This window comes from Halosimplex yunnanense (assembly GCF_054504345.1).
Genome location: NZ_JBTJEL010000033.1, coordinates 170608 through 196061, shown reverse-complemented (window position 1 = coordinate 196061; position 25454 = coordinate 170608). Strand labels below are relative to the sequence as shown.

General features: G+C 66.9%; 27 protein-coding genes and 1 tRNA gene. 10 read left to right on the top strand and 18 right to left on the bottom strand.

The genetic code is table 11. From position 1 onward, the window contains the following. Nucleotides 1-158 precede the first annotated feature (158 nt). Complete coding sequence (locus tag AB2U09_RS09725; RefSeq protein ID WP_459192520.1) at nucleotides 159-959, top strand: DUF5781 family protein; 801 nt, start codon at nucleotides 159-161, stop codon at nucleotides 957-959. 21 nt (nucleotides 960-980) lie between these two features. Here the strand turns inward: AB2U09_RS09725 and AB2U09_RS09720 are convergent, their stop codons facing one another. From AB2U09_RS09720 to AB2U09_RS09705, 4 genes are read right to left on the bottom strand one after another with little or no spacing between them, the layout of a single operon-like run. Then, nucleotides 981-2444, bottom strand: coding sequence for a PQQ-dependent sugar dehydrogenase (locus tag AB2U09_RS09720; RefSeq protein WP_459192519.1), 1464 nt, complete (start codon nucleotides 2442-2444; stop codon nucleotides 981-983). A gap of 12 nt (nucleotides 2445-2456) precedes the next feature. Further along, nucleotides 2457-3194, bottom strand: coding sequence for an energy-coupling factor transporter transmembrane component T family protein (locus AB2U09_RS09715; RefSeq protein ID WP_459192518.1), 738 nt, complete (start codon nucleotides 3192-3194; stop codon nucleotides 2457-2459). Further along, nucleotides 3188-3892, bottom strand: a complete 705-nt coding sequence (locus AB2U09_RS09710) for an energy-coupling factor ABC transporter ATP-binding protein (RefSeq protein ID WP_459192517.1) — start codon at nucleotides 3890-3892, stop codon at nucleotides 3188-3190. Before AB2U09_RS09710 ends, AB2U09_RS09715 begins: the two co-directional genes overlap by 7 nt. Then, nucleotides 3889-4470, bottom strand: a complete 582-nt coding sequence (locus AB2U09_RS09705; protein WP_459192516.1) for a biotin transporter BioY — start codon at nucleotides 4468-4470, stop codon at nucleotides 3889-3891. The genes AB2U09_RS09710 and AB2U09_RS09705 overlap by 4 nt, the downstream gene beginning before the upstream one ends. Before the next feature lie 120 nt (nucleotides 4471-4590). On the opposite strand from AB2U09_RS09705, the gene AB2U09_RS09700 reads away from it, so the two are divergent. After that, entirely contained in the window at nucleotides 4591-5409 is an 819-nt protein-coding gene (locus AB2U09_RS09700) for an aldo/keto reductase (protein WP_459192515.1), read from the top strand. A 448-nt stretch (nucleotides 5410-5857) separates the two neighbouring features. On the opposite strand, the gene AB2U09_RS09695 is transcribed toward AB2U09_RS09700, so the two are convergent. From AB2U09_RS09695 to AB2U09_RS09655, 9 genes are all read right to left on the bottom strand, one after another. Further along, on the bottom strand, nucleotides 5858-6043 hold the full coding sequence (locus AB2U09_RS09695; protein ID WP_459192514.1) for a hypothetical protein: 186 nt from the start codon (nucleotides 6041-6043) through the stop codon (nucleotides 5858-5860). A 116-nt stretch (nucleotides 6044-6159) separates the two neighbouring features. Continuing rightward, nucleotides 6160-6777, bottom strand: coding sequence for a 30S ribosomal protein S7 (locus AB2U09_RS09690; protein ID WP_459192513.1), 618 nt, complete (start codon nucleotides 6775-6777; stop codon nucleotides 6160-6162). A 2-nt stretch (nucleotides 6778-6779) separates the two neighbouring features. After that, complete coding sequence (locus AB2U09_RS09685; protein ID WP_006885266.1) at nucleotides 6780-7208, bottom strand: 30S ribosomal protein S12; 429 nt, start codon at nucleotides 7206-7208, stop codon at nucleotides 6780-6782. Between the two features lie 189 nt (nucleotides 7209-7397). After that, on the bottom strand, nucleotides 7398-7823 hold the full coding sequence (locus AB2U09_RS09680; RefSeq protein ID WP_459192512.1) for a NusA-like transcription termination signal-binding factor: 426 nt from the start codon (nucleotides 7821-7823) through the stop codon (nucleotides 7398-7400). Beyond that, entirely contained in the window at nucleotides 7824-9032 is a 1209-nt protein-coding gene (rpoA2, locus tag AB2U09_RS09675; protein WP_459192511.1) for a DNA-directed RNA polymerase subunit A'', read from the bottom strand. It abuts the gene before it with no gap. Between the two features lie 2 nt (nucleotides 9033-9034). Then, the gene (locus AB2U09_RS09670) at nucleotides 9035-12049 is read right to left on the bottom strand and encodes a DNA-directed RNA polymerase subunit A' (protein ID WP_459192510.1); all 3015 of its coding nucleotides are present in this window, start codon (nucleotides 12047-12049) and stop codon (nucleotides 9035-9037) included. Then, nucleotides 12050-13879, bottom strand: a complete 1830-nt coding sequence (rpoB, locus tag AB2U09_RS09665; protein WP_459192509.1) for a DNA-directed RNA polymerase subunit B — start codon at nucleotides 13877-13879, stop codon at nucleotides 12050-12052. It abuts the gene before it with no gap. A 1-nt stretch (nucleotide 13880) separates the two neighbouring features. Then, a complete protein-coding gene (locus AB2U09_RS09660) occupies nucleotides 13881-15449 on the bottom strand; it encodes a DNA-directed RNA polymerase subunit B'' (RefSeq protein ID WP_459192508.1) in 1569 nt (522 codons plus the stop codon). A 1-nt stretch (nucleotide 15450) separates the two neighbouring features. Further along, a complete protein-coding gene (locus AB2U09_RS09655; protein ID WP_459192507.1) occupies nucleotides 15451-15687 on the bottom strand; it encodes a DNA-directed RNA polymerase subunit H in 237 nt (78 codons plus the stop codon). A 276-nt stretch (nucleotides 15688-15963) separates the two neighbouring features. On the opposite strand from AB2U09_RS09655, the gene AB2U09_RS09650 reads away from it, so the two are divergent. From AB2U09_RS09650 to AB2U09_RS09630, 5 genes are all read left to right on the top strand, one after another. Then, nucleotides 15964-16036, top strand: a tRNA-Asp gene (locus tag AB2U09_RS09650). Nucleotides 16037-16463: 427 nt separating this feature from the next. Then, nucleotides 16464-16868: a hypothetical protein gene (locus AB2U09_RS09645; RefSeq protein ID WP_459192506.1), complete on the top strand. Its 405-nt coding sequence runs from the start codon at nucleotides 16464-16466 to the stop codon at nucleotides 16866-16868. A gap of 43 nt (nucleotides 16869-16911) precedes the next feature. Beyond that, nucleotides 16912-17565, top strand: a complete 654-nt coding sequence (locus tag AB2U09_RS09640; RefSeq protein WP_459192505.1) for a hypothetical protein — start codon at nucleotides 16912-16914, stop codon at nucleotides 17563-17565. Between the two features lie 123 nt (nucleotides 17566-17688). Next, nucleotides 17689-17976, top strand: coding sequence for a winged helix-turn-helix transcriptional regulator (locus AB2U09_RS09635; protein WP_459192504.1), 288 nt, complete (start codon nucleotides 17689-17691; stop codon nucleotides 17974-17976). A 94-nt stretch (nucleotides 17977-18070) separates the two neighbouring features. Then, complete coding sequence (locus tag AB2U09_RS09630; protein ID WP_459192503.1) at nucleotides 18071-18811, top strand: sugar phosphate nucleotidyltransferase; 741 nt, start codon at nucleotides 18071-18073, stop codon at nucleotides 18809-18811. Between the two features lie 45 nt (nucleotides 18812-18856). Here the strand turns inward: AB2U09_RS09630 and AB2U09_RS09625 are convergent, their stop codons facing one another. After that, on the bottom strand, nucleotides 18857-18985 hold the full coding sequence (locus AB2U09_RS09625; protein WP_274324426.1) for a DUF8556 family small protein: 129 nt from the start codon (nucleotides 18983-18985) through the stop codon (nucleotides 18857-18859). Between the two features lie 242 nt (nucleotides 18986-19227). Here AB2U09_RS09625 and AB2U09_RS09620 point away from each other — a divergent pair, with 242 nt between their 5' ends. Next, the gene (locus AB2U09_RS09620; protein WP_459192502.1) at nucleotides 19228-20190 is read left to right on the top strand and encodes a S49 family peptidase; all 963 of its coding nucleotides are present in this window, start codon (nucleotides 19228-19230) and stop codon (nucleotides 20188-20190) included. Then, the gene (locus tag AB2U09_RS09615) at nucleotides 20177-21259 is read left to right on the top strand and encodes a DUF4350 domain-containing protein (protein WP_459192501.1); all 1083 of its coding nucleotides are present in this window, start codon (nucleotides 20177-20179) and stop codon (nucleotides 21257-21259) included. Before AB2U09_RS09620 ends, AB2U09_RS09615 begins: the two co-directional genes overlap by 14 nt. Nucleotides 21260-21321: 62 nt before the next feature. Here AB2U09_RS09615 and AB2U09_RS09610 read toward each other — a convergent pair whose 3' ends face one another. Further along, nucleotides 21322-21651: an FUN14 domain-containing protein gene (locus tag AB2U09_RS09610; RefSeq protein WP_459192500.1), complete on the bottom strand. Its 330-nt coding sequence runs from the start codon at nucleotides 21649-21651 to the stop codon at nucleotides 21322-21324. Between the two features lie 192 nt (nucleotides 21652-21843). Here AB2U09_RS09610 and hflX point away from each other — a divergent pair, with 192 nt between their 5' ends. After that, the gene (hflX, locus tag AB2U09_RS09605; RefSeq protein WP_459192499.1) at nucleotides 21844-23154 is read left to right on the top strand and encodes a GTPase HflX; all 1311 of its coding nucleotides are present in this window, start codon (nucleotides 21844-21846) and stop codon (nucleotides 23152-23154) included. Nucleotides 23155-23337: 183 nt separating this feature from the next. On the opposite strand, the gene AB2U09_RS09600 is transcribed toward hflX, so the two are convergent. The 3 genes from AB2U09_RS09600 to AB2U09_RS09590 form a co-directional block, all read right to left on the bottom strand. Then, nucleotides 23338-23487 (bottom strand): hypothetical protein, encoded by a 150-nt coding sequence (locus AB2U09_RS09600; protein WP_459192498.1) that lies wholly within the window; start codon nucleotides 23485-23487, stop codon nucleotides 23338-23340. Nucleotides 23488-23645: 158 nt separating this feature from the next. Then, a complete protein-coding gene (locus AB2U09_RS09595) occupies nucleotides 23646-24101 on the bottom strand; it encodes an acyl-CoA thioesterase (RefSeq protein WP_459192497.1) in 456 nt (151 codons plus the stop codon). Between the two features lie 60 nt (nucleotides 24102-24161). Continuing rightward, the gene (locus AB2U09_RS09590; protein WP_459192496.1) at nucleotides 24162-25214 is read right to left on the bottom strand and encodes a zinc-dependent alcohol dehydrogenase family protein; all 1053 of its coding nucleotides are present in this window, start codon (nucleotides 25212-25214) and stop codon (nucleotides 24162-24164) included. Between the last annotated feature and the right edge of the window lie 240 nt (nucleotides 25215-25454).

Sequence of the window (25454 nt, the reverse complement as noted above, 5' to 3'; positions counted from 1 at the left end):
CGCAAGCGAACGAAATGACGCTGTTTTCAGCCGGTTGCGCCGGCGTGGGCCACCCCGACAGCGCCGCGCCGAGACGACCGACGCCGACCGCGGCTCACTCCGTTCGTGGTAGTCACCCCCACAAGAGTAATACTCTCGTGTCCCCTGTCACAGAGCGTATGGACGTGCGAGTGCGCGGCCCCGGCCCGGAAGAACCGTTTCTGGGGGCGCGCGACCTCTTCGAGACCGAACGGACGCTAGAGCGGCCGGTCACGGTCGAGATACGCGAGGACCCCGACGAGCGGACGCGTGTGAGCCACGACGACGAGAGCCATCTGTTCATCATCTCGCGGCAGGCGGCCACCAGCGCGATGGCCCGCGAACTGGCGCTCCACGAGTTCGCGCACATGCACCACTACGAGCGAGACCATCCCTCCCACACCCAGTCGATGGAGGAAGTCATCTTCCTCGCGCTGGCCGGGCGTTCGGTCGAGCAGCGCAAGCTCACCCACTGCTACCAGATCGCCAACCACATGAAGGACATCTACGCCGACGACCTCTGGCTGGAGGTCGCCCCGGCGGACAAGCTGGTCGCCTTCCTCGAATCCAGCCTGGCGGGCGCGGTCGCCGACCGCCCGCGTGCGCCCCCGGTGTGGGGCACCACGGCGGCGCCTTCCCCGCGCTACGGCGGGCCGAAAGACCCCGCCGCACGGCACACACCGGCGGCCGACCCCGATATCACGGCCGTCAACGCCGCGTTCGCGCTCGGCCTCGTGGAGCGCCACGACCTGGTCGACGAGGACCACCGGCTGTACGCGCTCGCTCACGCGGCCGCCGAGGACGCTCCGGGTATCGATCTCGAAGCGTTCAAGCGGCGGTTCCGGACGCTGGCGCACAACCCCGACGACAGCGAATACCGCAAGACGCTGGTCGACATGACTCGCGCGTACGCGACGGGCGGCGAGCAGGCCGCGGACTGAGAACGGAGACGGATGGAGCGGCTATTCCTGCATCAGTCGCACGAGGACGTCGTCGCGCTCGGTCGGGAACTCGCCTTTCGCTCGGCCGTCGCGGTTCGACGTGATGACGTAGATGTCGCCATCCGGCGACTGTTCGACGTGGCGGATGCGGCCGAGTTCGTCCTGCATGGCCCGGTGGACCGTCGCGACGTAGGCGTCGTCTGACCAGTCGGCCGTCACCTGCGCGTGGGCGTCTTCGGCGGGCGGAAGCTCCCCGTCCTGGGGCGTCAGGGTCGTGATGACGAGTTGCTGGCTGATGAGCCCGCCCGTGATCATCCGGTTTTGCAGCGCCGGTACTTCGTCGCCGGTGTAGAACAGCGACCCAGTCGGCGCGAAGCTCTGTCCGCCGGTGTTGAAAAGCGGCGAGTGGACGTCGCTGTCGAGGTACTGCTCGCGCTCGCGGACCCGTGCGCCCTTCTCGGCCCAGCCGTAATTTGCGCCCGCTTCCAGCCGGTTTATCTCGTCGCGACCCGTGGGGCCGTGTTCCGAGGCGACGGGCGTCCCGTCGGGCAGCCAGACGACCCCCTGCGGGTTGCGATGGCCGTAGGTGAACACTCGCGGGTCGGCGCCGTCGCCGAGGTCGGGGTTGTCCGGTGCCGGCTCTCCCTCGGGCGTCACGCGGAGGATCTTCCCGGCGAGCGTGCCGGTATCCTGAACGATTTCGGGCTGGCCGCCGTCGCCGCAGGTTACCCAGAGGTAGTTCTGCGGGCCGAAGGTGATCCGGCCGCCGTTGTGGTAGCTGTCGGCGGGGATCTCGTTGACGACCGTGTCCACAGGGGTGCCGGGCTCCTCGGAATCGACGTCGAAAGCGCTGACTTTGTTGTACTTCTCGCCGTCGTTGTAGGTGTAGTAGACGTAGATCCGCGAGGGGTCCGGATAGGTCGGATGGACCGCGATCCCGAGCGTTCCGCCTTCGCCACCGTCGACCCACCAGGGCCGTTTGTCCGACCCGGGTTCGATCGATCCGGCGTCGATGGCGTCGGCCGGTTCAGCGACGGTCTGCACCTCGTCGCCGTCGAAGCGGAGGACGCGCCCGACCCGCTCGGTGACGAACATGTCTCCGTCGGGCGTGAACGCGATGTCCCACGGGACTTCCAGGTTCTCGACGAGGACTTCCGTCCCGAGCGAGGCGTCCAGCGGTGACGTCGTCGGTGCTTCCCACTCGGGGTCGTAGCCGTCCCACTCTTCGATGGATCGACCGACGACCGACGCGGTCGGCGTCTCCTCGGCCGTGGTGCCGTCCCCGTTTGTCCCCTCGCTGCCGGTCGATCCGTTGCTACCGGTCGATCCGTCGCCGTCGCCGTCACCGCCGCCGCCGTCGCTAGGCGTCGCGGTCTCGGTCGAACAGCCGGCGAGTCCAGCGACGCCGGCGGCGGTCGCTGCGAGGAACCGGCGGCGCGACCGGAGTCCCCGGGACGCGTCGCCGTCCGCCGAATCGTGTTGCATGTCCGACTCCTATCACCCGACCGGAATGAATCTTCCGGGAACGAGCGTAAGTAGCGGCGAAGCGGCGAGCGCGGCGGCGAGCGCCGCCACGAGGTAGTCTCGCCGGCGAAACTGGAGCGCCGGCAGCGTCGGGTTCCACGCGAAACAGCGAGCACGGAGCGCCAGCGTCAGCCGGTCGGTCCGCAGTAGCGACCGCTGGAGCCCCCGGGCCAGGATCCGTTCGACGCGGTCCCGGAGCGCCCGTCGCCCGCCCGCCCGGGCGCGGACCGCCGTTCGGGTCGCCCGCAGGTCGCGCAGCACCACCGGGAAGAAACGGAAGACCAGTCCGACGCCGACGCCGAACAACCGGCCGACCTTGCCCGGGACTACACGCTGTATCGCGGCTCGCGTCTCGCGAACCGGCGTCGTCCGCACGTAGACGGCGCTGACGAACACCACGGGGACGACTCGCGCGACCGACCGCAGCGACTCCAGCGCCGACTCGAGGCGGAACCACGGCTCGCCGAGCGCCAGCCCGCCGACGACCGGGCCGACGGCGAGAAAGAGGAACACGACCCAGTAGACTCGGACCACTCGCAGCGGTGAGAGCCGCCCGGCCGCCAGCGCGGCGAGCGCGACGGCGCCGCCGACGGCGAACCCACGGACGGTCGGATAGGCGAACACCGCGATGGCGAGTCCGAACTGGACCGCAAGTTTCGCTCGGGGGTCCAGCCCGTGGGCGAGGCTGTCGCCCGGCTCGTAGGTCAGCATCGCGGGTCGCGGACGCCCAAGCCGTCGAGTCGGTCGAGTGCCATCTCCGTCGGGGCGTCGAGCGCGATCCGGCCGTCCGCGAGGCCGACGACGCGGTCCACGAGGTCGACCAGATCCCGGAGGTCGTGGGTGACGACGACGAGGCCGGTCCCGTCGGCGGCCAACGAATCGAGGTGAGCCAGCACGGCCTCGCGGGCGCCCGCGTCGAGACCGACCAGCGGTTCGTCGAGCACCAGATGGTCCGGCTCCATCGCGAGGACGCCGGCGATGGCGACGCGAGCCTGCTCGCCGCCGGAGAGGCGGTCGATCCGCTCGTCGCCCCGACCGGCCATGTCGACGGCAGCCAGCGCGTCGGCGACCCGGCGGTCTATCTCAGCGCGATCCAGCCCGAGGTTCTCCGGGCCAAAGGCCACGTCGGCGCCGACGGTCCCGGCGACGAACTGGTCGCGGGCGTGTTGGAAGACCATCCCGACGCGCGTCCGGGCGTAGACGGGGTCTTCGATCACGTCCCGCCCATCGACGGTCACCGTTCCCTCGTCGGGTTCGAGCAGCGCGTTGAAGTGGCGGACGAGCGTCGTCTTCCCGCTCCCGTTGGCGCCGACGACCGCGACCGCCTCGCCGTCGTCGATGGTGAGCGACACGCCGTCGACGGCGACGGCCTCGCCGTAGCGGTGGACCAGGGACTCGGTCTCGATCATTCCCGGAGTGCTAGGTGGCCGCCCTCGACGACGACGACGGTGATCAGCACCTTCAGCACGTCCGGGAGAAAGTACGGAGCCATCAGTCCGCCGGCGCGGGCGATCGAGACGCCCAGCACCTCGGCCATCCACGGCAGTCCGACTGCGTAGACGACGACCAGCCCCGCGAACACGGCAGCGAATTCGACGGGCGTGGACAGTTCCGAGAGCGGACGTGGCCGAACTCCCCGGTGTGCGACCGCTCCGACGATGACCGCCGAGAGCGCGAAGCCGACGAGGAACCCGCCGGTCCGTCCTCCGAAGTAGCCGATGCCCGCGGCGCCGTTGGAGAACACCGGCGCGCCCGCGGCACCGGCGACCAAGTACAGCGCCATCGCGAACCCGCCCCACAGCGGTCCGAGCAACAGCCCCGCGAAGAACGGACCGAACGGCTGCAGGGAGAACGGAACGCCCACGCTGGGAAGCGGGATCGACAGTTGCGCGAGCGCCGCCGTCAGCGCCGCTAGCACCGCCGCGCCCGCGAGATTCCGGACGGTGTCGTCCGCAACCAGATCCACCGATTCGTACTCCTGTGACATATCCACCCGTCCACCGTCAACCAGTATATAGACACTGGTTTACGGAATACCGATGGGCGAGACGGACGCCTCCGCCCGCAGACGCGGGGATTTACCACGATCGCAGCCACAGTCGGCGCCATGGAGTACGTCTCCGTCCAAGACGCCGAGGTTCCCGCCATCGGACTGGGTACGTGGCAGATCACGGGTGAGGAGTGTTACGACGCCGTCTCGACCGCCCTCGAACTCGGCTACCGGCACATCGACACCGCGCAGCTGTACGAGAACGAGCGCGAGGTGGGCCGCGCCATCGCCGATTCCGACGTGGACCGCGACGACGTCTGGATCACCACGAAGGTCACGCCGGGCAACGCCCGCACCGAGGACGTCATCGAGAGCACGAAGGAGAGCCTCGACCGCCTCGACACGGGATACGTCGACCTCCTCTTGCTCCACTGGCCGAACCCGCTCGTCTCCTTCCGCGACACCGCCCGCGGGATGGCCGAACTGCGCGACGACGGCTTAATCGCCCACGCCGGCGTCAGCAACTTCCGCCGCTGGCGCCTCCGGCGCGCCCGCGAGAAGTCGCCCATCCCGCTGCTCGCCGACCAGGTCCGCCTCCATCCCTTCTACACCCAGCAGGCGCTCCGCGAGGACGCCGTCAAGTCGGACAGCATGGTGACCGCCTACAGCCCGCTGGCCCACGGCGGCATCATGGACGACAGGGTACTCACCGAGATCGGCCGCCGCTACGACAAGACGCCCGCGCAGGTCGCGCTCCGGTGGGTGACCGGCCTCGAAAACGTCTCGACGGTGCCCAAGTCCACGAGCCGCGATCACCTCCGGCAGAACCTCGAAGCTCTCGACTTCGAACTCACCGAGGCCGAACGCGAAGCTATCGCCCGTCCCTCCTACGCCAAGTCCGCGAAGCTGTTCCTCCGCAACGAGATGGGGATCTGAGAGGCCAGCCTGCCTTTTGGTCGACGAACGTGGCGCGCGCTGTCGAGCGGTGCGAGGCGCGACTTGGGAGCGCCTCGATGCGAACGGCTCTGCCGTGAGCGTGCCCGCCTCGTGGCGGGGCCGCTCGAAACAGTCGTGCGAGGGATGAGTGAGCGACCGCAGGGAGCGAAGGAATCGGCTGGGGAGGCGTGTGGTCCGTTGTGGTGCTGTGCGGATGCTGTTGCTGTTGCGGTGCGGTTCCTTGGCGGACTGAAAGGGCGAGGCGGGCTCGCGTCCAGTTTAGTCGCCTGAGCGGGCACTATCCGCGCGGGCGGTGCGGAGAGCGCGGATATCCCGCCTCAGCGACCGCGAGCGCGTCGAGGGCTTTCAACTCACAGTGTATTCTGTGGCAGTCTCTCCAGCTAGCGAGCGGAGTGAAGGATCCCCACATCGTGGAACAATCTACAACTCACTCACGCTCGGACTCCAGTTCGTCGACGCGTTCGCGCAACTCTTCCAGTTCGTCCGTCTGGTCGCGGCCCCGGGCGCGGTTCACGAACGCGATCGCACCGACGACGACGGGGACTGTCAGGACTGTCCAGAACAACAGGATGACAAGCAGTTCCGAAGTACCGCCGGACTGGAGGGGGACCATGCTCGCTCTTTCACGAGCCAGTCAATTATCCGTTTCCACGAGCGACGACGCCCGAAACGCACGGCTCCCGGGTCGACTGCGAGAACGAAAGTGAAGAGAAGGGGAGAAGAAACCGCTTAGCGAGCGGCGGCGGCGACGCGCTCTTTCTCTTCTTTCTGGTTGACGGCGTAGGCGGAGACGTCGTCGTTGGCGGCCGAGACGAGCTGGTTGGCCAGCGCGTCCTCGGCGTCGGTCGGCGTCTTGAACGAGTCGCTGTAGACGCCCTCGGCGATGAACTTCAGGGCCTGGTCGACGCGGCGCTGGGGCGCGACGTCGACGGCCTTCGGGACGGAGATACCACCGTACTTCAGGCGAACGGTCTCCTCGCGCGGCGCGGAGTTCTCGACGGCGGTGACGAGCACCTGCACCGGGTTCTCGTCCGTGCGCTCGTGGACGATGTCGAAGGCGTCGCGGGTGATGCGCATGACCTTCTGCTTGTCGCCGGTATTCTCCTCGGTCTGCATGAGGCGGTTGATCAGCCGCTCGACGATGCTGATCTCCGACTTCTGGAACTGCTTGCCGGCGTGGCGACCCATCGTGTGGGCGATGGGCGTGACCGTGATGTACCGTTCCGTCGAGGGGTCGGCGTAGTCGATGTTGGTGACTTCCCACTCGCCGAAGAGCTTCGCGGGCGCGCTCTCTTCCTCGGACGGGGCCGGCTCCTCTGTCTCGGTGGATTCGTCGTCTGCACTCATGGTTATCGGACCGGTTTCTCCGCGTTACCGCGGACGAGCTCGATCATGGAGACGCCGTTGACCTTCTCGACCTTGTAGTTGACACCCGAGAGGTCGCCCATCGCGCGACCCTTTGCGCCGCCGATGCCGGCGATGGTGACCTCGTCGTGCTCGTCGATGAACGAGATGGCGCCGTCACCGGGACAGAACGCGGTGACCTGCTTCCCGTTCTTGATGAGCTGGACCCGGACGCACTTCCGGATCGCGGAGTTGGGCTGTTTCGCTTCGATACCGACCTTTTCCAGGACGATGCCTCGTCCCTGGGGCGCACCCTCCAGCGGGTCGGACTTCTGGCCGAGTCCCCGCTCGCGGCGCGCGTAGTCGGAGTCGGACCATCGGTGCTGCTGACGGTCCTTCTTCAGTTTGCGTGCGGCGTATTTGCCGTTCGCCATAGTAGCCGTGCGTACCCGACGGAGTCACTTAAGCCCACCCTTTTCACCCGCCGACGCGACCGCCGCACCCGCCGAAATCCCGACGCAAACGGCCTGTGACGGGTTCGCACACCACAGCCGCGGAGCGCGGACTACCCGGGCTGTTGGGCGCGCTGGGGGAAAACGGAATCGCGACGACCGCTCGCCCGCTCAGGTCAGTTCAATCTCGTCGACGTCGAAGTGACGCGCGGCGAGTTCGCGGGCGGCGTCGATGTTGCGGCCGCCGGTGCCGATGGCGGCGCCGCGGTCCTCCTCGGCCACCTCGGCGTAGGCGACGCGGTCGTCGTTTTCGCTGATCGTCACGTTGTAGACGGCGGCGGGCGCGAGCGCGCTGGCGACGAAGTCCTCGGCGGTCGGCGCGTCCTCGACGAGCTTGATCTCCCGGTCGAGTTGCTCCTCGACGCGCTGGACGTGCTGGCCGCCCGGGCCGATCGCCTCGCCCATCTCCCCCGCGGTGACGAGGAAGATCAGGCGGTCGTACTCGTCGTCGACGACGCAGTCGCGGGCCGTCGCGCCGGTCTCGTCCTCGAACAGCGCGATGTACTGACGCGCCTCGTCCGAGAGCGTGATCGTCATCTAGTCGGCCTCTTCGGCACCGCCCTCGCCGCGGGCGGTCATCCGCAGGTCCACGTCGCCGGTGCCGAGCTTGATCGGCTTGCCGACGATGACGTTCTCGGTCACGCCGTTGAGGTCGTCGACCTCACCGTGGATCGCGGCGTCGAGCAGGTGGTTGACCGTCACCTCGAACGCGGCGCGCGCGAGCACGGAGTCCTTGTTGCCGGAGATGCCGTGGCGGCCGATGGACTCGATGGTGCCGCGGTTGGTCATGATGTCCGCGACGAGCATCAGGTGACGGATGTTCACCTCGTCGAGCCCCTGCTCGGCGAGCGTGTCCATCGTCTCGTTGATGATGGCCTCGCGGGCCGCCTCGATGCCCAGCTGGCGGTGGATCTCGTGGATGTTGTTACACGTCGTCCGCGAGGCGTCTACGCCTTCCAGGCCGAGCACGTCGCCGAGTTCCGACCCCTCGGTGTAGAGGACGAACTCCTCGCCGTGTTCGGTCTCCTCCTTGCGGATGACGACGCGGCTGATCTCCTCGATGCCCTTGAAGACGATGTCGCGCAGCTCCTCGACGAGCTGGAGCAGGTCGCGATAACTGGGCTCCTCGGGGCCGAACTGGACGACCGTCGGCGCGGGCGTCTGGACCTCGACGCCGAGTTTGTCCTGGATCGTTCCCGCGATGTCCTGGACGACCGATTCGAGGCTGTCGGCGGTCGGCCACCGCTCCTCGAGCGTGTCCTCGTTGAGGTCGACCTGCACGAGCATGTCGGCGACGTTGGTCGAGACGTCCCCGAGCTGGAGGATCTTCGTCGACTCGATCTGCCAGACGACCTCGTGGGCGCGCTCGCGCTCGGCGGCGTACTCGTCCTCGAGGTGGATGGTCATCATCGGGGTGTCCGGCTCCTTCCGGGCGTCCACCAGCTCGATGAGCCGGGGCAGCCCCTGGGTCACGTCGATCTCCGCGACCCCCGCGTAGTGGAAGGTGTTCATCGTCATCTGCGTCCCCGGCTCCCCGATGGACTGGGCGCTGACGGTGCCGACGGGGTCGAGCGGGTCGACCCGCGTGTCGACGTACTTGCTCTCGACCGCGCGAGCGATCTCGTCGACCTGTTCGAGCGTGACCGAGTCGCGCTCTTCGAGCGTGCTGTACACTTCCTCCTTCAGTCGGCGCGGGAGCTCGGTGTCCTCGACGAGCGCCCGCATGTCTTCGGTTACCTGGACCATCGTCAGTCACCTCCGGCCGCTTCCATCCACCAGTCGTCGGCGTGCTCGGAGAGGTTCGTCGGCTCGGGCTCGCGCCCGAGGAACTGCTCTTTGGCGACATCGTCGTCGAACTCGGCGTCGATGACCTGGTCCGCGATGGCCTCGACGTCGACGGCGGCCTCGTCCTGGCTCGAAGAGACCTCGACCGGCGAGGTGCCGTCCTCGCCGAACTCGAACTGGACGATGTTGTCCGAGGTGTCCCGGACGGTACCGTCGTACTGGGTCTCCAGCTCCGACAGCGCGTTGATGAGCCGGCGCTGGAGATACCCGGACTTCGAGGTACGGACTGCCGTGTCGACTAGCCCCTCGCGGCCGCCCATCGCGTGGAAGAAGAACTCCCGGGGTTCGAGCCCGCTCCGATACGAGTGCTCCACGAAGCCGTGGGCCTCCGCGGAGAGGTCGTCGGGCTTGTAGTGGCTGAGGGTGCGGTCCTCGTAGCCGCGGTTGATCCGCTCGCCGCGGACTGCCTGCTGGCCGACACAGCCGGCCATCTGCGTGAGGTTCAGCATCGACCCACGCGCCCCGGAGTCGGCCATGATGACCGCCGGATTGGTGTCGCCGAAGTGGTCCTCGGCGATGTCACCGGCCGTGTCACGGGCCTTCGAGAGCGTGGACATGATCTTCATCTCCAGCGTCTCGTCGACCGACCGACCCGGAAGCGACTCCAGTTCGCCCGCGTCGTAGGTCTCGATGAGCTTCTCGACGCGGTCGTACGCGTCGCCGATGGCCTCGTCGATCTGCTCCTCGGCAGCCGGCGGGATGGACTCGTCGTCGATACTGATCGAGAACCCGAAGTGCATGATCGAGCGCATCGCGAGCGCCGACACCTCGTTGATGAAGATGCGCGCGCGAGTCTTCGAGTACTTCTTCGCGATGGTGTCGACGACCTCGCCGCCGAACGCGCCGACCGCGTCCTCGTCGATGGTGCCGTCGGTCATCTGCCCGTTCTCGATGACGACCGTGTCGCCCGCCGAGGACGTGAACTCGAGGTTCAGGTCGTCCGGCAGCAGCTCGGAGAACAGCGTCCGGCCGGTCCAGTACGCTTCTCCGTCTTCCTGCCCGTCGGGCTCGGGCAGCTCGTCGATCCGAGTCGCACGCAGCAGGTCGAGCGCCTGCGTCTCGTTGAAGTTCGGGTTCGTGTGCGTCAGCAGATATGTTCCGGTGATGTGGTCCTGGATGGCGCCGATGATGTTCTCGCCCATCTTCGGGCTGAGCATCTGCTCCTGGACGCGCATCAGGACGCGGGCCTCCGCACGGGCCTCCTCGTTCTGGAGGGCGTGCATGTTCATCTCGTCGCCGTCGAAGTCCGCGTTGTACGGCGGACAGACCGTCGTGTTCAGGCGGAACGTCTTGTACGGCATCACGACCACTTCGTGGGCCATGATGGACATCCGGTGCAGCGACGGCTGCCGGTTGAAGATCACGATGTCGCCGTCGATGAGGTGCCGACTGACTTCCCAGCCCGGCTCGACCTTCTCGGCGAGCTCCTCGCAGTTCTTCTCGGTGACCTTGAGCCGTCGGCCGTCGTGGCGGCGGACGTAGTTGGCGCCCGGGTGCGCCTCCGGCCCGTTCGCGACGTAGCGCTTGGCCTCCTCTAAGTTCCGCTCGTTGACGTTCATCGTCTGGGTCATCTCCTTGGCGACCCGGTCGGGGACGCCGACCTCGTTCAGGCTGAGCGTCGGGTCGGGGGAGATGACGGTACGCGCGGAGAAGTTGACGCGCTTCCCGGACAGGGAACCGCGGAAGCGGCCTTCCTTGCCCTTCAGGCGCTGGGAGAGGGTCTTCAGCGGCCGGCCGGAGCGGTGACGCGCCGGCGGCGTGCCCGAGATCTCGTTGTCCATGAAGGTGGTGACGTGGTACTGCAGCAGTTCCCAGAGGTCCTCGATGATCAGCTGGGGCGCACCGGCCTCGCGGTTCTCCATGAACCGCTGGTTGATGCGGATGATGTCGACCAGCTTGTGTGTGAGGTCGTCCTCGGAGCGCTGACCGTTGTCCAGCGTGATCGAGGGCCGCGCCGTCACCGGCGGCACGGGCAGGACGGTGAGGATCATCCACTCGGGCCGCGAGCGGTCGGGGTTGATCCCCAGCGCCTCGATGTCCTGGTCGGGGATCTCCTCGAACCAGTCGCGGATGTCCGAGGGCATCAGCTTGTCCATGTCCTCCTCGACGAGGTACTCCGCCGAGGAGCTGACGTCCACGTCGAGCTCGTCCAGGTCGTTGAGTCGACCGAGCGCCCGCCCGAGGTTCTTCAGGCGGTCGATGTCGTTGCGGTCGGGGCGGTAGGTGCCCGACAGCAGCTCGCGGATGCGCTCGGCGTTGAAATCGCCCTCGTCGAGTTCCTCGGCGACGTCGCTCGGCCGAACTGCGTCGCCCTCGGGCGGGTCCATCGCGCGCTCGAGGCGCTTGGACAGTTCGCCGTGGGGAACCTCGATGATCTCGTAGTAGGTGGTCGGCTTCTCGTGTTTGATGTCGAACTGCTTGGCGCCGCAGTACGGGCAGTAGTCGACCTTCCGGCACTCGCGGATGGCCGACTTGAGCACGTCGCTGGGGTCCTTGTTGAGTTCCTTGGCGCGGCGGAGCTTCTCGCGGTAGGTCTCCTTGCGCTGCTCGGCCTTCTCCTCGGCGTCGGCGACGCGGCGGCCGTCGACGGGGGTCAGCCGCGAGCACTCGCGGCAGGTCCCGCGCAGCAGGCGCCGGATGAGCTTCGCGAACCCGACGTGGATGACGGGCGCGGCGAGCTCGATGTGGCCGAAGTGGCCGTTACAGGACCCGGAGTGCTTGCCGCAGGTCTTGCACTCCAGCCCGGGGTCGATGACGCCCAGCCGGGGGTCCATCAGCCCCATGTCGATGGGGAAGCCGTCGTCGTCGTACGTGTCGGCCGTGATGACCTTCGTGGCCGACATCTCGCGGTACTCCTCGGGGTCCATCAGCCCGAAGCTGATCTGACCGATCTCCTGGGGTGTTCCTTGTGCGCTCATTTATACGGCGTCCTCCAGTTCGATGCGCGGCGCGATGCCGAGCGCCTTCATCTCGTCGAGCAGGAGCTTGAAGGCGTAGCTCATCTCGATCTCGTGGATGTCCGTTTCCTCGTCGCAGTTCGGGCAGTAGACGCGCCGTTGCTCGACGTTCTCGACGGCGGCCATCCCACAGTTAGCACAGACGTTGATGAACTCGCGGTCGGACTCGTCGAGCAGTCGCTCCTTCAGCGCCATCGCGGCGCCGTGCCCGATGAGCACGTCGCGTTCCATCTCGCCGACGCGCAGGCCACCCTCGCGGGCGCGCCCCTCGGTCGGCTGGCGGGTCAGCACCTGCACCGGCCCGCGCGAGCGGGCGTGGATCTTGTTCGAGACCATGTGGTAGAGCTTCTGGTAGAAGATGGTCCCGACGAAGATCTCCGCCTCGATCTTCTCGCCCGTGATGCCGGAGTACATGATCTCCTTGCCGCTGGACTTGAACCCGCGCTCCTCCAGCGACCCGCGGAGTTCGTCCTCGTCCTCGCCGGTGAAGGCCGTGCCGTCGACGCGGCGGCCTTCCAGCGAGCCGACCTTCCCGCCGATCATCTCGAGGATGTGCCCGACGGTCATCCGCGAGGGCAGCGCGTGCGGGTTGATGATGAGGTCCGGCACGACGCCCTGCTCGGTGAAGGGCATGTCTTCCTGGGGTGCGATGTGGCCCACGACACCCTTCTGACCGTGGCGCGATGCGAACTTGTCCCCGAGTTCGGGGATCCGCTCGTCGCGCACGGAGACCTTCGAGAGCTTGGAACCGTCCTCGCCCTCCATCAGCGTGACCGTGTCGACGACCCCGGACTCACCGGAGCGCATCGTCACGGACGTCTCTCGGCGCTTCTGCGGGGAGAGGCCGCCCATGTCGTCCGGCTCCTCGAGGAACCGGGGCGGGCTGGTCTTCCCGAGGAGCACGTCATTCTCGCCGACGGGCGTCTCGGGGTTGACGAGGCCGTCCTCGTCGAGGTGGGTGTACGCTTCCTCGCCGCGAGCGCCGCGGACTTCGTCGTCGGGGATCTCGAAGTGGTCTTCCTGACCGCCGGGGTACCGGCGTTCCTCGCCCTCGTAGGTACGGAAGAAGTGCGAGCGGGCGAGCGCCCGGTCCACGGAGCCCTGGTTCATGACCAGCGCGTCCTCGATGTTGAACCCCTCGTAGCTCATCACGGCGACGACGAAGTTCTGCGCGGCCGGCCGGTCGTCGTAGCCGATCTGCTCGGTCGTCTGCGTCTTGACCAGCGACAGCTGCGGGTAGTGCAGGAGGTGCTGGCGCGTGTCCGGTCGGATCCGGTAGTTCGCGCTCGGCAGGCCGAGCGACTGCTTGATCATCCCCGACCCCATCGTAATCCGGGGCGAGGCGTTGTGCTCGGGGTAGGGGATCATGCCCGCACCGATCCCGAACATCAGCGACGGGTCGACTTCGAGGTGGGTGTGGTCCTCGTTCAGGTCCTCCTCGTCGACCGCGACGTAGATGTCCTCTTCCTCCTCGGCGTCGATGAACTCGATGTAGCCGCGCTCGACGAGTTCGTCGAACTCCATGTCGCCGTCCTTGACCGCCTGGACCTCCTCGTCGGAGACGAGCGGTTCGCCGTTCTCGATGACGAGCAGCGGGCGGCGCGCCCGGCCGGCGTCGGCGTTGACGATGACTTCGCGCGTGCGGTCCTTGACCGAGACGTTGACCATCTCGCTGACGTCGCCGCGCCGTCGCGCCTGCCGGATCTGGTCTGCAAGCTGATGCGGGTCGGGGTGGGTCCCGACCAGGCTCCCGTTGACGTATACTTTCGCTTCTCGTGTTTGCTGGCTCATGTTAGTCGTCCGCCGGCTGCTGCTGGTCGATGGACTCGATGCCCGGGATGCCCGAGACGCCCATCGCCGCCAGTTCCTGTTTGAGTCCCTGTTCGTCCTCGACGTTCTGTGACAGCTCCATCGCCTGCGCGAAGTTCTTCACCAGTCCGCAGTTCGGCCCCTCGGGCGTCTCCGAGGGACAGATGCGACCCCACTGGGTCGCGTGCAGGTCCCGCGCTTCGAAGTGCGGCTGCGAGCGCGAAAGCGGCGAGCGCAGTCGGCGCAGGTGGGAGAGAACGCCCATGTAGTCCGTCCGGTCGACCAGCTGGCTCACACCGGAGCGGCCGCCGACCCAGTTGCCCGTCGCGATGGGGTGTTCGAGCCGCTCGGTCAGCACGTCCGAGCGGACCACCGTCGACACCGACAGCTGCCGGTTGCGCATGTTGGCGCGTTCGAGCTGGTACTTCACGTCGCGCGCGAGCTTGTTCAGCGCCGTCCGGAACAGGTCCTTCATCAGGTCGCCGCTGACCTTGAGGCGCTTGTTGGCGTAGTGGTCCTTGTCGTCGGCGTCGCGGCGTTCGAGCGCGAGCTCGAAACACGCCTCTGCCATCCGACAGAGGTAGTAGGCCTTGTTGATGCGCACGTCCTCCTCCTCGACCCCGTCCTCGTGGAGGTGCGGGAGCAGGTAGCGGTCGATGACGTAGTTGGCGCGCTTGAGCTGGTAGTTTTTGCCCTGGCCCGAGGCGACGCGCTTGCCGAGCTCCTCGATGGCTTCCTCGGTCGTCTGGACCTCGGCGGCCTCGAGGTTCTCCAGCATGAACTTCACGATCTCCGGATCCTCGGAGACGCGGTGGACGATCTCCTCGTCGGATTCCAGCCCGAGCGCCCGGATGAGCGTCACGAAGTTGATGCTCCCCGACACCGAGGGGAACGAGACTTCGAGCAGGCCGTCCCGCGTGCGCTCGACGAGCACGAGCGCGCGGTAGCCGCGGCGCTGGGAGAACGTCTTGGCGACCTCGATGGTGTCGCCGTACTTCGTGTCGGTCTCGGCGAGGATCTTATTCGGCGCGAGGTCCTCGCTCGTCATCAGCACGCGCTCGGAGCCGTTGACGATGAAGTACCCGCCGGGGTCGGCGGGGTCCTCGCCGATGTCGATCAGTTCCTCTTTCGTGAACCCGGCGATGTTACACTTGTTCGAGCCGACCATGATCGGCATCCGGCCGATCTTGGTCTCGGTCTGGTCGACCACCCGCTCTTCCTCTTCCTCGCCGCCCTTGATGATCGCCATCTCCATGAACACGGGGGCGGCGTAGGTGATGTTCCGCAGGCGCGCTTCCTGGGGATAGAGCAGCTCCTCGGAACCGTCGGCTTCGCGGACGCGCGGCGTGACCACCCGCACGTCCCCGAGTTCGACGTAGACGGGTTCTTCGCCCTCTTTGTCGCCGATGTCCGTCTCGATCGTCTCCTTCTCGTCGACCACCCGCTGCATCCCCCGGTCGAGGAACGCGTTGAACGAGCGGAAGTGGTGTTCTGCGAGTCGTTCCCTCGAGAAATACTCCCGTGAGATTTCGCGTCTGTCCTGAATGTTCATATTATTCCACCACGAGTCGGTATACGACTGCCCGGTCGGTCGTTCGCGAGTCCCGCGTCACCCGGACGACGTCGCCGGCCTCGACGTCGGCGTCGAGATCGCGCAGCGCGGGGTCGGACCGCTTGATCTTCGGCAGGTCTGTTTTCTTGATGTTGTACTCCTCGAGCACGCCCTCGATTTCGTCGCCGTCGAGGAGCGTGTGGTCGGGAACGAGTTCGTGCTGGCTTACGTCTACCATGTGTGGGCCTGTTGGGAGTGAGAAGTTGCTGTCACGAGATACTACAGGGCCGTATAACCGCGAGCCATAAAACGCTTACCAAGTCAGTCGAGCATAGCTACTCGGACCGCGAACAGTCGCCGTGGGCCGCGGCAATTCCCGTTCGTGGGGCAGGATACGCAAACGACCTTGATTAGTGTTGGGGTGTGGTACTCATTGGCATGTGTGGCGTGATCGGCGGACGGCGTCGTCGTAACTGGAAAGCCTTTTCCGTGTGTTCCCCCCAGATGTTGGTAAGCCCGGGTGGTGTAGTGGCCCATCATACGACCCTGTCACGGTCGTGACGCGGGTTCAAATCCCGCCTCGGGCGCTTCTCGAAATTCAATCTACGCGGAGCTTCATCTCCGCGCAACGCTGAATTTCGTGTACGCCGTCCGGGATTTGAGGTAGACCGAGGTTCTGCGCCGCAGGCGCAGGTTCTCGGGCGTGGTTCAAATCCCGCCTCGGGCGCTTCTTCGATTTCAACGGCGCGGAGTTCGATCTCCGCGCCACTCCCGAATTCAGCGAGCGGTAGTAGCGGATTTGAACCCTACCAGTCGCGCGCAGCGAGGGAAGTAAGCGAGCACGTCTGATTCCGGTTCAAATCCCGCCTCGAGCGTTTCTCTCGAACTCGACCGACAAGCGGCGCGTTTCATCGCACCGTACTCCTCGCGCTGTATTCCGGAACCGTCGCCGTTCTCAGAGAGTCCGTCGTGTCGGCCGAATGGACTATCAATCGGGCGCGACTCGACCCACGTATGGAATCAGCGCGCCGAGCCGGTCGGTGGGTGTCCGACCGGCCACCGACGTGGACCGACGTGCTCGCGGGCACCGTCTGTGCGGTGCTGTTCCTGAGCAATCTGACGACGGCCGGGCAGTTGAACTGGGGCATTGTAGCCGCGAGCGCTCTGCTGACGGCCCTGGCTATCGGACCGCTGGCGCAGTCGTCGCTCGGAGACAGTATCGGCAAGTGGTCGCGGACCGCAGGGATGCTCGGCCGAGTGGTGTTGATCGCGGCGGTCATCGCATCCGTCTGGCTCGTCAGAGAGGTGGGGGGAGTCTCCCAATCGGTCCTGTCCGGGGTAGCAAGCGGGGTGTTTCTCGCGGTAGCGGTGTACACGGCCGTCTACGTGCTCTCGCACGGGAGCGTCGAGGGCTGGTAGCCGACCGGTAAAAGCGTAAATGGCTGCGCCCGAATTGGTCGGTATGGACGAAGTCGACAGCCAGGAGATGCCGCGCGTCCTCGTCGAGGAGTTCCTCGAGCGCGAGGAGGGGACGCGCGCGCTCCTGGACGACCTCGAGCGGGCGACGCTGGAGGGCGACCACGAGTCGGTCCGCGAACGCATCCGCGACCTCGCCGAGAACAACCAGCACGTCTTCTACGCCATCGCGCTCTCGCTCTCCGGGTCCAAGCAGTTCTACGGCGACGTGGAAGCCCAGCTGGGCGTCGAAGCCGCGGACGTCCTCCGGGACCTAGGAGAGACCTACCCGGCGCTCGCCGAACCGTTCGGCGTCGTCCGCACCGAACAGACCCGCGAGCGGCGCAATCCGGTCACGGAACTGGAAGCGACGACGACCTACCACTCCGATGCGGAGGTGCCCGTGGTCAACTACGCGCCGAAGTCGGGGTCGGTCGAACTGTTCGCCGGGCAGGGCTCGCCCGAGGAGGTGCTGCAGTTCGCGTCGTACCTCGTGCAGGCGACGACCGACTCGCTCGACAGCGCGCTGGATCGGGACTACTCGGTCAACACCGAGGAGCTCAGTGCGCTTATCGACCGGCAGGAAGACCTCGAGAGCGAACTCGGCCGACTCCGCGACCAGCTGGACGAACTGCGGCGGAAACCGGTCGGCGACGAGTGACCGCGACCCGCTGAGAGAAGCGCGAGCGGTCGTCCGATCGGCTATTGGGACCACTCGGGGAACGGTACGAATCGGTGCTTCAGCGACTTTATTACGACTGGGTGGGAAACACCGGTGAACTGTATGGTGGACAGACTGGCCAAACAGGTCGGCAAGGAGGAACGGGACCTGCTCATTCTGGAGGCGGTCGTCGAGTCCGGGCCGATCGGGATCGTCAAACTCGCCGAGGTGACGGGCGTTCCCGAGCACAAGGTGCGCTACTCGCTGCGGATGCTGGAGGACGACGACCTGGTGGAGCCGACGCCCGACGGCGCCACGCCGGCGGAGGGGATCGCCGAGCGCATCGCGGAGACGAACGCGGAGATCGACCACCTGATCGCGCGGCTCGAAGGGCTCAAGGACACGTTCTGAGCGGCCGAAAACCGAGTGATCGACCGGGGCCGGTGCGACTGACGGGACCGCACCAGCGTTTTGTACGCCGCCGCCGTGAGTCTACGCGAATTCGATGAAAGCAGTCATCCCAGCGGCTGGGCGCGGGACGCGGCTCCAGCCGCTCACCGACGACCGGCCGAAAGCGCTCGTCGACGTCGCCGGGCGGCCGCTGCTCTCGCACGGTCTCGCACGGCTGGCGGATCTCGACGTCTCGGAGTTCGTGCTCGTGGTCGGCTACCGGAAGGAGGCTATCATCGACCACTACGGCGACGAGTTCGAAGGCGTCCCTATCACCTACGTCCACCAGCGCGAACCGAAAGGACTGGCCGACGCCGTCCTCAGGGCCGAGAACGAGGTCGACGACGACTTCCTCGTGTTCAACGGCGACAACGTGATCACGGGGAACCTCGGCGACGTGATCGAACGCCAGCGCTCCGACGGCGTCGACGCGACGCTGCTGGTCGACGAGGTGTCCCGGGACGAGGCGGCCGAGACGGGCGTGTTCGTCACCGACGACGACGGGCGACTCGACGCGCTCGTCGAGAAGCCGGACGATCCGCCGTCGACGAGAGTGCTGACGGGCCTGTTTGGATTCGACCCGGACATCTTCCACGCCTGCCATCTCGTCCAGCCCTCGGCCCGCGGCCAGTACGAACTCACCGACGCCATCGACCTCTTCCTGCGAGCCGGCCGCCGCGTCGAGACGGTCCCCTTCGACGGGCGCCGCGTCAACGTCAACACGCCCGACGACCGCGACCGGGCGGAGCGACTACTCGGCGAGTCCGGCCACGGAGACGGCGCGGACAGCGAATGAGGGACTCACGGGCGAAGAACTGAACGGACGGAATCGCGCTTGGACTCACTCGGAGGGGTTGTTTCCGCGCTGGAAGAGGTACACCATCTCCCACATCGCTGCGTCGAGGTCGCGCCCGTCGGAGACTTCCTCTAACTGGCTGTACAGACTGTCGGACACCTGAATTTCGGGCATGGACAGAATGCACGTGTCGATAGCTAATAAATACCTGCTGAGTCAGAAACGAGTTAACGCTCGTACTGGCTCGGTCGGCCCAGCGGTGCTGGTGCGGTCAAAGGGGGTAAGACAGGGCTACTTCGGGGAGATCGTCGATACAACCGCTCTCGGCAGGTTCCCGGGGACGGCGCGGCGAATACGTCAAACAGATTTTTAGATTGAACAACCTTCTTGAGGGGGTCGTTCGTCCCTCGGGGTGTATGGTGGACAGAAGCGACTCGGCCTCGACGACCGCTGTGTTGTACGTCATCGTCGTGGTCGTCGCCGTTTTAATTGCAACCGTACTCGCGCCAGTCGTCTGGAGCGCGGCACAGTCTTCGGGCGATTCGGGGGACCCGACGGTGTCCGTGATCACACTGCGGGCCGGAACTGACGCCGGCCCGGTCAACGACGTCAAGGAATCCCTCCGCGACGCGAGAACCAACGATTCCGTCGAGGCGGTCGTGTTCCGGATCGACAGCCCCGGTGGCGCTGTGGCATCGAGCGAAGAGCTGTATCTCGCGGTCAACCGGACCGCACGGCAGATGCCGGTCGTCGCCTACGTCGAGGGGACGGCCGCATCGGGCGGATACTACGGGATCGCGCCTGCGGACAAGATCTACGTCAAGCCGAGCTCGACCGTGGGCTCTATCGGCGTGATCGTCAGCTCACCGCTGAGCGCGCTCGAACAGGCCTCGGCCCAGAGCAAGACCTACCTCCGGACCGGCCCGGACAAGGCGACCTACGAGAAAGACCAGTACCGCGAGGAGATGGAGACGCTGCACAACTCCTTCGTCGACTCGATCATGAACCACCGCGAGGACGAACTCAACCTGACCCGCAGTGAGGTCGCCCACGGCGACGCCTACATCGGCCCGGTGGCGGTCCGGAACGGGTTCGCCGACGAGACGGGCGACCTCTACTCGGCCATCGACTACGCGGCCTCGCAGGCCGACGGGATCGAGGGGAGCGACTACAACGTCCACTACGACGAGCCCATCAGCCCGTCCGGCGGCACTATCCTGCTCTCGCAGGGCGCCGAGAAGGTCGACGGGAACGTCGTCTACGTCGACCGCTCGGGCCAGTCGGCCACCGAGTTCGAACGACCAGTGCGGTACTACGCGGTCTGGGGCGTCCCGGTCACCGAGGACGCCGAGGAGGTGAACGTCAATGAGAGCAAGTGAAGTACTCAAGCCGCTCGGCGTCTTCGTGCTCGTGATCGCTGTCGTCCTCGCTGGCACCGCGGTCGCCGCGACGCTCAGCGGGTCCGGGTCGGCCGGACCGGCTGACGGCGAGGATATCGAGGGGCAGTCGCCGAACCAGTACCAGCCCGAGAACGCGATCGAGACGAGCGCCCCGGACGACGGCGAGATATCCGTCGACGCCGGCGGCGAAGACAAACGCATCCTCGTCGACAACGGGCACGGCAACCAGTTCTCCCAGTCGGAACTGGAGCCGCTCGTCCAGGCGCTGTCGCAGGCTGGCCACGAGGTCGACGTCGGCGCCAGCGGTGGTAACGGCGGCTTCGGCGGTGGCGGTTACAACGCGACGCTCCAGCGCTACGACGCCGTGTTGATCGTCCAGCCGACCGGGTCGTATTCCGAAGGCGAGGTCGCGGGACTGAAGGCCTACGCGGAGGGCGGCGGCCGCATCGTCGCGCTCGGCGAACCCCCGCAACTGCAGGTCAGCACCGGGCTGACCTCCCAGATCACCGAAGTCCGGTTCGGCGGGCAGGACCTCGCCGAGGAGTTCGGGCTCCGGATGGGAACCGAGGGGGTCTACAACATCGACGACGACCGGAACGACAACAACTACGAGAGCATCATTGCCAGCCCCGACGGTGACTCGTCGCTGACCGAGGACGTCGACAACGTCACGTTCGACTCGGCGGGGACCGTCGTCCAGATCAACGACCAAGCGGACGTGCGACTCCGCGCGCTCCCGGGCAGCAAGACGCTCGACCGGCGGATCGAGGGCGAGCACCCCGTCGCGGCCCAGAACGGTAACTTCGTCCTCGTGGGAGATACGTCGTTCCTGAAGTCCTCGGAGCGCTACGACATGGATAACGAGCAGTTCATCAGCAACCTCCTCGAGTTCCTCGTCTCCGGCGACAAGGACGAGGACGTGCCGGCGACCGGCGGCGGGGGGGACGGCGGTTTCGGCGGCGGTGACGGCGGTGGGTTCGGCGAAGACGACGGTAGCGGCGACGGCAACGGCGGCGACGAACCGATCACGCCGACGGCCGCCCCCTGACGGCGAAGCCGTCGCTGTTCGATAGTCTGGACCGGAAAAACCGATCGCGGCGTTGCGCGGTGTTATCCTTTTCTGAATCCGACGAAGAAACCGCCGGTGAAGCCTGCGCTGACCGGGATGATCGAGAGGAAACTCATTACCATGCTCGGCGGCTGGTTTGCCGTCGCAGCGTCGCCGGCCACGCTGCTCGCGTTGACCAGTCCCGCCGAGAGGCGCTCCCAGTCGACCGTGAGAATGCTCTGCGATTCGAGGAACTTGAACAGCGCGAGTTCGAGGCCGATCAGGAAGGCGATGATCTTCGCGACTTTCTTCGCCGTGAAGCCGATCAGCCCCCCGATGACCGCGCCCGAACCCAGTTCCAGCCCGATCTGCTGCAAACCGATGTCTACCATATCCTCCCCGGTGTCGGCCACGGAATAAGGCTCTTGTGTCCGCGAACGCGCCGTCAGTAGGGTCGTCCTACGAGAACTGAGTGTGGCCAAAACAGCGGCGAGACTGTCCGTAACTCCGCCTCGTTCAAAGCGTGTGATCGTCCGACGACACCGACCAGAGTTTAAATACGCGGGTGACGTAGCTCCGCGCGAGTGACGCAGTCACAATCCGAACGGCGGGCTGTCGTCGCCAAGCGCGTCGACAGCGGAACGGCCGATACGACCGAGATCCGCGAGCTCGCGCGGGCGGCCGGCTACGATGTGGTCGGCGAGGTGACCCAGACCCGGACGGAAGACCCGGCGACGCACCTCGGGGAAGGGAAGGTCGCGACGCTCGCCCGCAGGGTCGTCGAGACGGAGGCGACGGTGGTCATCTTCGACAACCAGCTCGGTCCCTACCAGATGTACAACGTCGGGAACGAGCTCCCCGAAGGGGTCCGCCTGATCGACCGGTTCCGGCTCATCCTGGAGATATTCGGTCAGCGCGCCCAGACCCGGAAGGCCCAGCTGCAGGTCGAACTGGCCGAACTCCGCTACGAACTGCCGCGGGCCGAGGCGAAGGCGAGTCTCGCCCGCCGCGACGAGCGGCCGGGGTTCATGGGCCTGGGCGAGTACGACGAGAGCCGCGAGCGCGACATCAAGGCCCAGATCTCCCGGATCCGGGAGGAACTCGAACAGATCGAGGAGACCGAGGAGCACCGCCGCGAGCAGCGCCGCGAGTCGGGCTTCGACCTCGTGGCGCTGGCGGGCTACACGAACGCCGGGAAGTCCACGCTGCTCCGCCGGCTCGCCGAGGACGTCGACGTCGACGAGAACGAGGATCTGCACCCCGATCTGGACGCGACCGCCGAGTCCGAAGACCGGCTGTTCACGACGCTCGGGACGACCACCCGCCGCGCGGACATGGACCAGCGGGACGTGCTCGTGACCGACACGGTCGGGTTCATCTCTGATCTGCCTCACTGGCTAGTCGAGTCGTTCAAGTCGACGCTGGACTCGGTCTACCGGGCGGATCTCGTCTTGCTCGTCGTCGACGTGAGCGAGTCCATCGAGGAGATCCGCGAGAAACTGGTCACGTGTCACGACACCCTCTACGAGCGCAACGAGGCGCCGATCGTGACCGTCCTGAACAAGATCGACACGGTCGACGACGAAGAGGTCGCCCGCAAGCGCGAGGCGCTGTCGGCCCTGGCGCCGAACCCGGTGTCGGTCAGTGCCCGAACGGGCGAGCGGGTCGACGACCTGCGCGAGCGTATTCACGAGGAGTTACCCGATTACGAACGTGAGCGGCTCGTCCTACCGATGACGGAGGACACGATGTCGCTCGTCTCGTGGATCCACGACCACGCGCAGGTCGACTCCGTCGACTACGGGGACCAAGTGATCGTCGAGTTCGAGGCCCGACCGGCCATCGTCGAGCGGTCGCGGGCGAAGGCCGGCGACCTCGTCGAGGCCTCGGCCTGAGACGGTTCTCGACCGCTGGAGCGGCCTCTTCGGACCGCCGGGCCAGACGGATACCGAGGGAGTCCGCACTCCGGGCCGATGGTAACCACGAGACAGGCCCAACATCGCCGAGCGCTCTCGTCGCCGATGCCGTCCGAACAGTCAACCCGGGCGAGCGCACGCCAGCGCGTCCGTGCCGAACGGCTACAGGTACAACAGGATGCCGAGACCGACGAGGCAGATCAGTAATGCCCACAGCACACCGGAACTGTTCGGCGTTCCCGGGGTATTCGGGGACATTCGGGAGCCGTCCTCGTCGTAGTTGTAGTCGAAGTCGTCTCGTCCGGGGACCATACTCGAACGTGGGCCGGACGGCAGAATAATGTTGTGACGAGTACGCTCAACTGCTCTCTTCACAGTCAGCCGCCGGTGTGCGGCCTACGTTCGACATCGCGGTCGGATTCGGACGGCAGCTCCACCACGGCGACCTCACCGAGGCGTCGGCCCGCCGATCAGTCGCCGTTGCCCTTCTCCTCGCGCCATTCGAGTGCGCGGTCGCGCAGTTCCTTGCAGCGCTCGCCCTCGACCGACAGGTCGGGGACGGGGACCGGTGAGCCGTCCTCGTCGATAGCGACGAAGACGAACTGCGACTCGGTGGTCATCTCCTGGTCGCCCGTCCGCGGGTTCTCGCGTGCGGCCCGCAGGTGGACGTTGACGCTGCTGCGCCCCTCGTCGAAGACGAACGCCTCGATGACGACGACGTTGCCGGTGGGGACCGGCCGGTGGAAGTCCATGCGGTCGATCGAGGCGGTGACGCAGGGCTCGCCCGCGAAGCGCATGGCCGACATCGCCCCGAGTTCGTCCATCCACTTCATGACGTTGCCCCCGTGGACGGTCCCGTAGTTGTTCGCGTGGTTGGGCTGGACGCGCCATCGGTTCTCGAGATACGTGTCGCTGATAGTCGGCATACCGGAGAGTGGGGAGCGAGCCTTGTCGTTCCTGCGGCCGCGAATCGCCTCGGACGGGAGTTACCAGTCGGGCTCGACGAGCACCTTGATCGCCTCGCGCTCGTCCATCGCGCGGTACCCCTCCGCGACGTCTTCCAGTGAGACGGTCTTCGTGAAGATGGGCGAGGGGTCGAGCGTCCCGCCGAGCACGTCGGCGAGGAGGTCGTCGGCGTACTCCCGGACGGGCGCGACGCCGCCGGCGAGGGTGACGTTGTCGCCGAAGAAGTCGAAGAGGTCGAGGCCGTCGCCCATGCCGTGCGGGACGCCGACGTAGCCGACGGTGCCGCCGGGCCGACAGGCGCCGACGGCGGTCTCCATCGCGCCCGCAGCGCCGACGCATTCGAGGACGTGCCCGGCGCCGCCGTTGGTGAGTTCGGCCACGCGCTCGGCCTCGTCGTCGACCCCCTCGCTGCCGCCGAGTACGGTGTCGGTCGCGCCGAACTCCTCGGCGAGTTCGAGGCGGTCGGGGTGGTGGCCCACGGCGATGATCCGCGAGGCGCCCAGCCGTCGGGCCGCGAGCACGCCGCAGAGGCCGACCGCGCCGTCGCCGACGACGGCGCAGGTGCTGCCCGCTTCGACGCCCGCGCTCACCGCGGCGTGGTGACCGGTTCCCATCACGTCGGTCAGCGGGAGTGCCGCTCGCAGCGCGTCCTCGTCGTCGGCGTGGCGGTCGGGGATCCGGACGAGCGTCCCGTCGGCGTGGGGCGTTCGAACGTACTCACCCTGGGCGCCGCCGTTGTCGCCGCCCCAGCCGTCGCCGTTCACACAGGAGGTGTGTAGCCCGCGTCGGCAGAACTCGCACTCGCCGCAGCTGATCACGAAGGGTGCGAACACGCGGTCGCCCGGCTGGATGCTCCGCACGTCGTCGCCGACCTCCTCGACGATCCCCATGGGTTCGTGCCCGATCCGCGAGGGGACGTCGCGGTCGCTCTCGCCGCGGTAGGGCCACAGGTCCGACCCGCAGATCGCGGTGTGGGTCACTCGAACGAGCGCGTCGCCCGGGTCCTCGATCTCGGGCCGCGGCACGTCTTCGACGCGGATGTCCTCCGGTCCGTGGTAGATCGCTGCGCGCATACGCTACGGTGATCGCTACACGGAGAAAAAGCGGCCGGAACCGGAGTACTGGCTTGGCGAGACGGGGGATTGGAGCCGACAACTCGGACCGATAGCGAACAGGCGACGCGACCGACCGATCCGCGCGGCGGTCGCGTCGCGCGACCGCGAGCCGCCGCGGGGCGAGCGTCAGCGCATGGACCGCTCTGGTCCCACTTTCGCACTTGAACGTTCGGACCGCCGCTGGACCGATCGCCGACA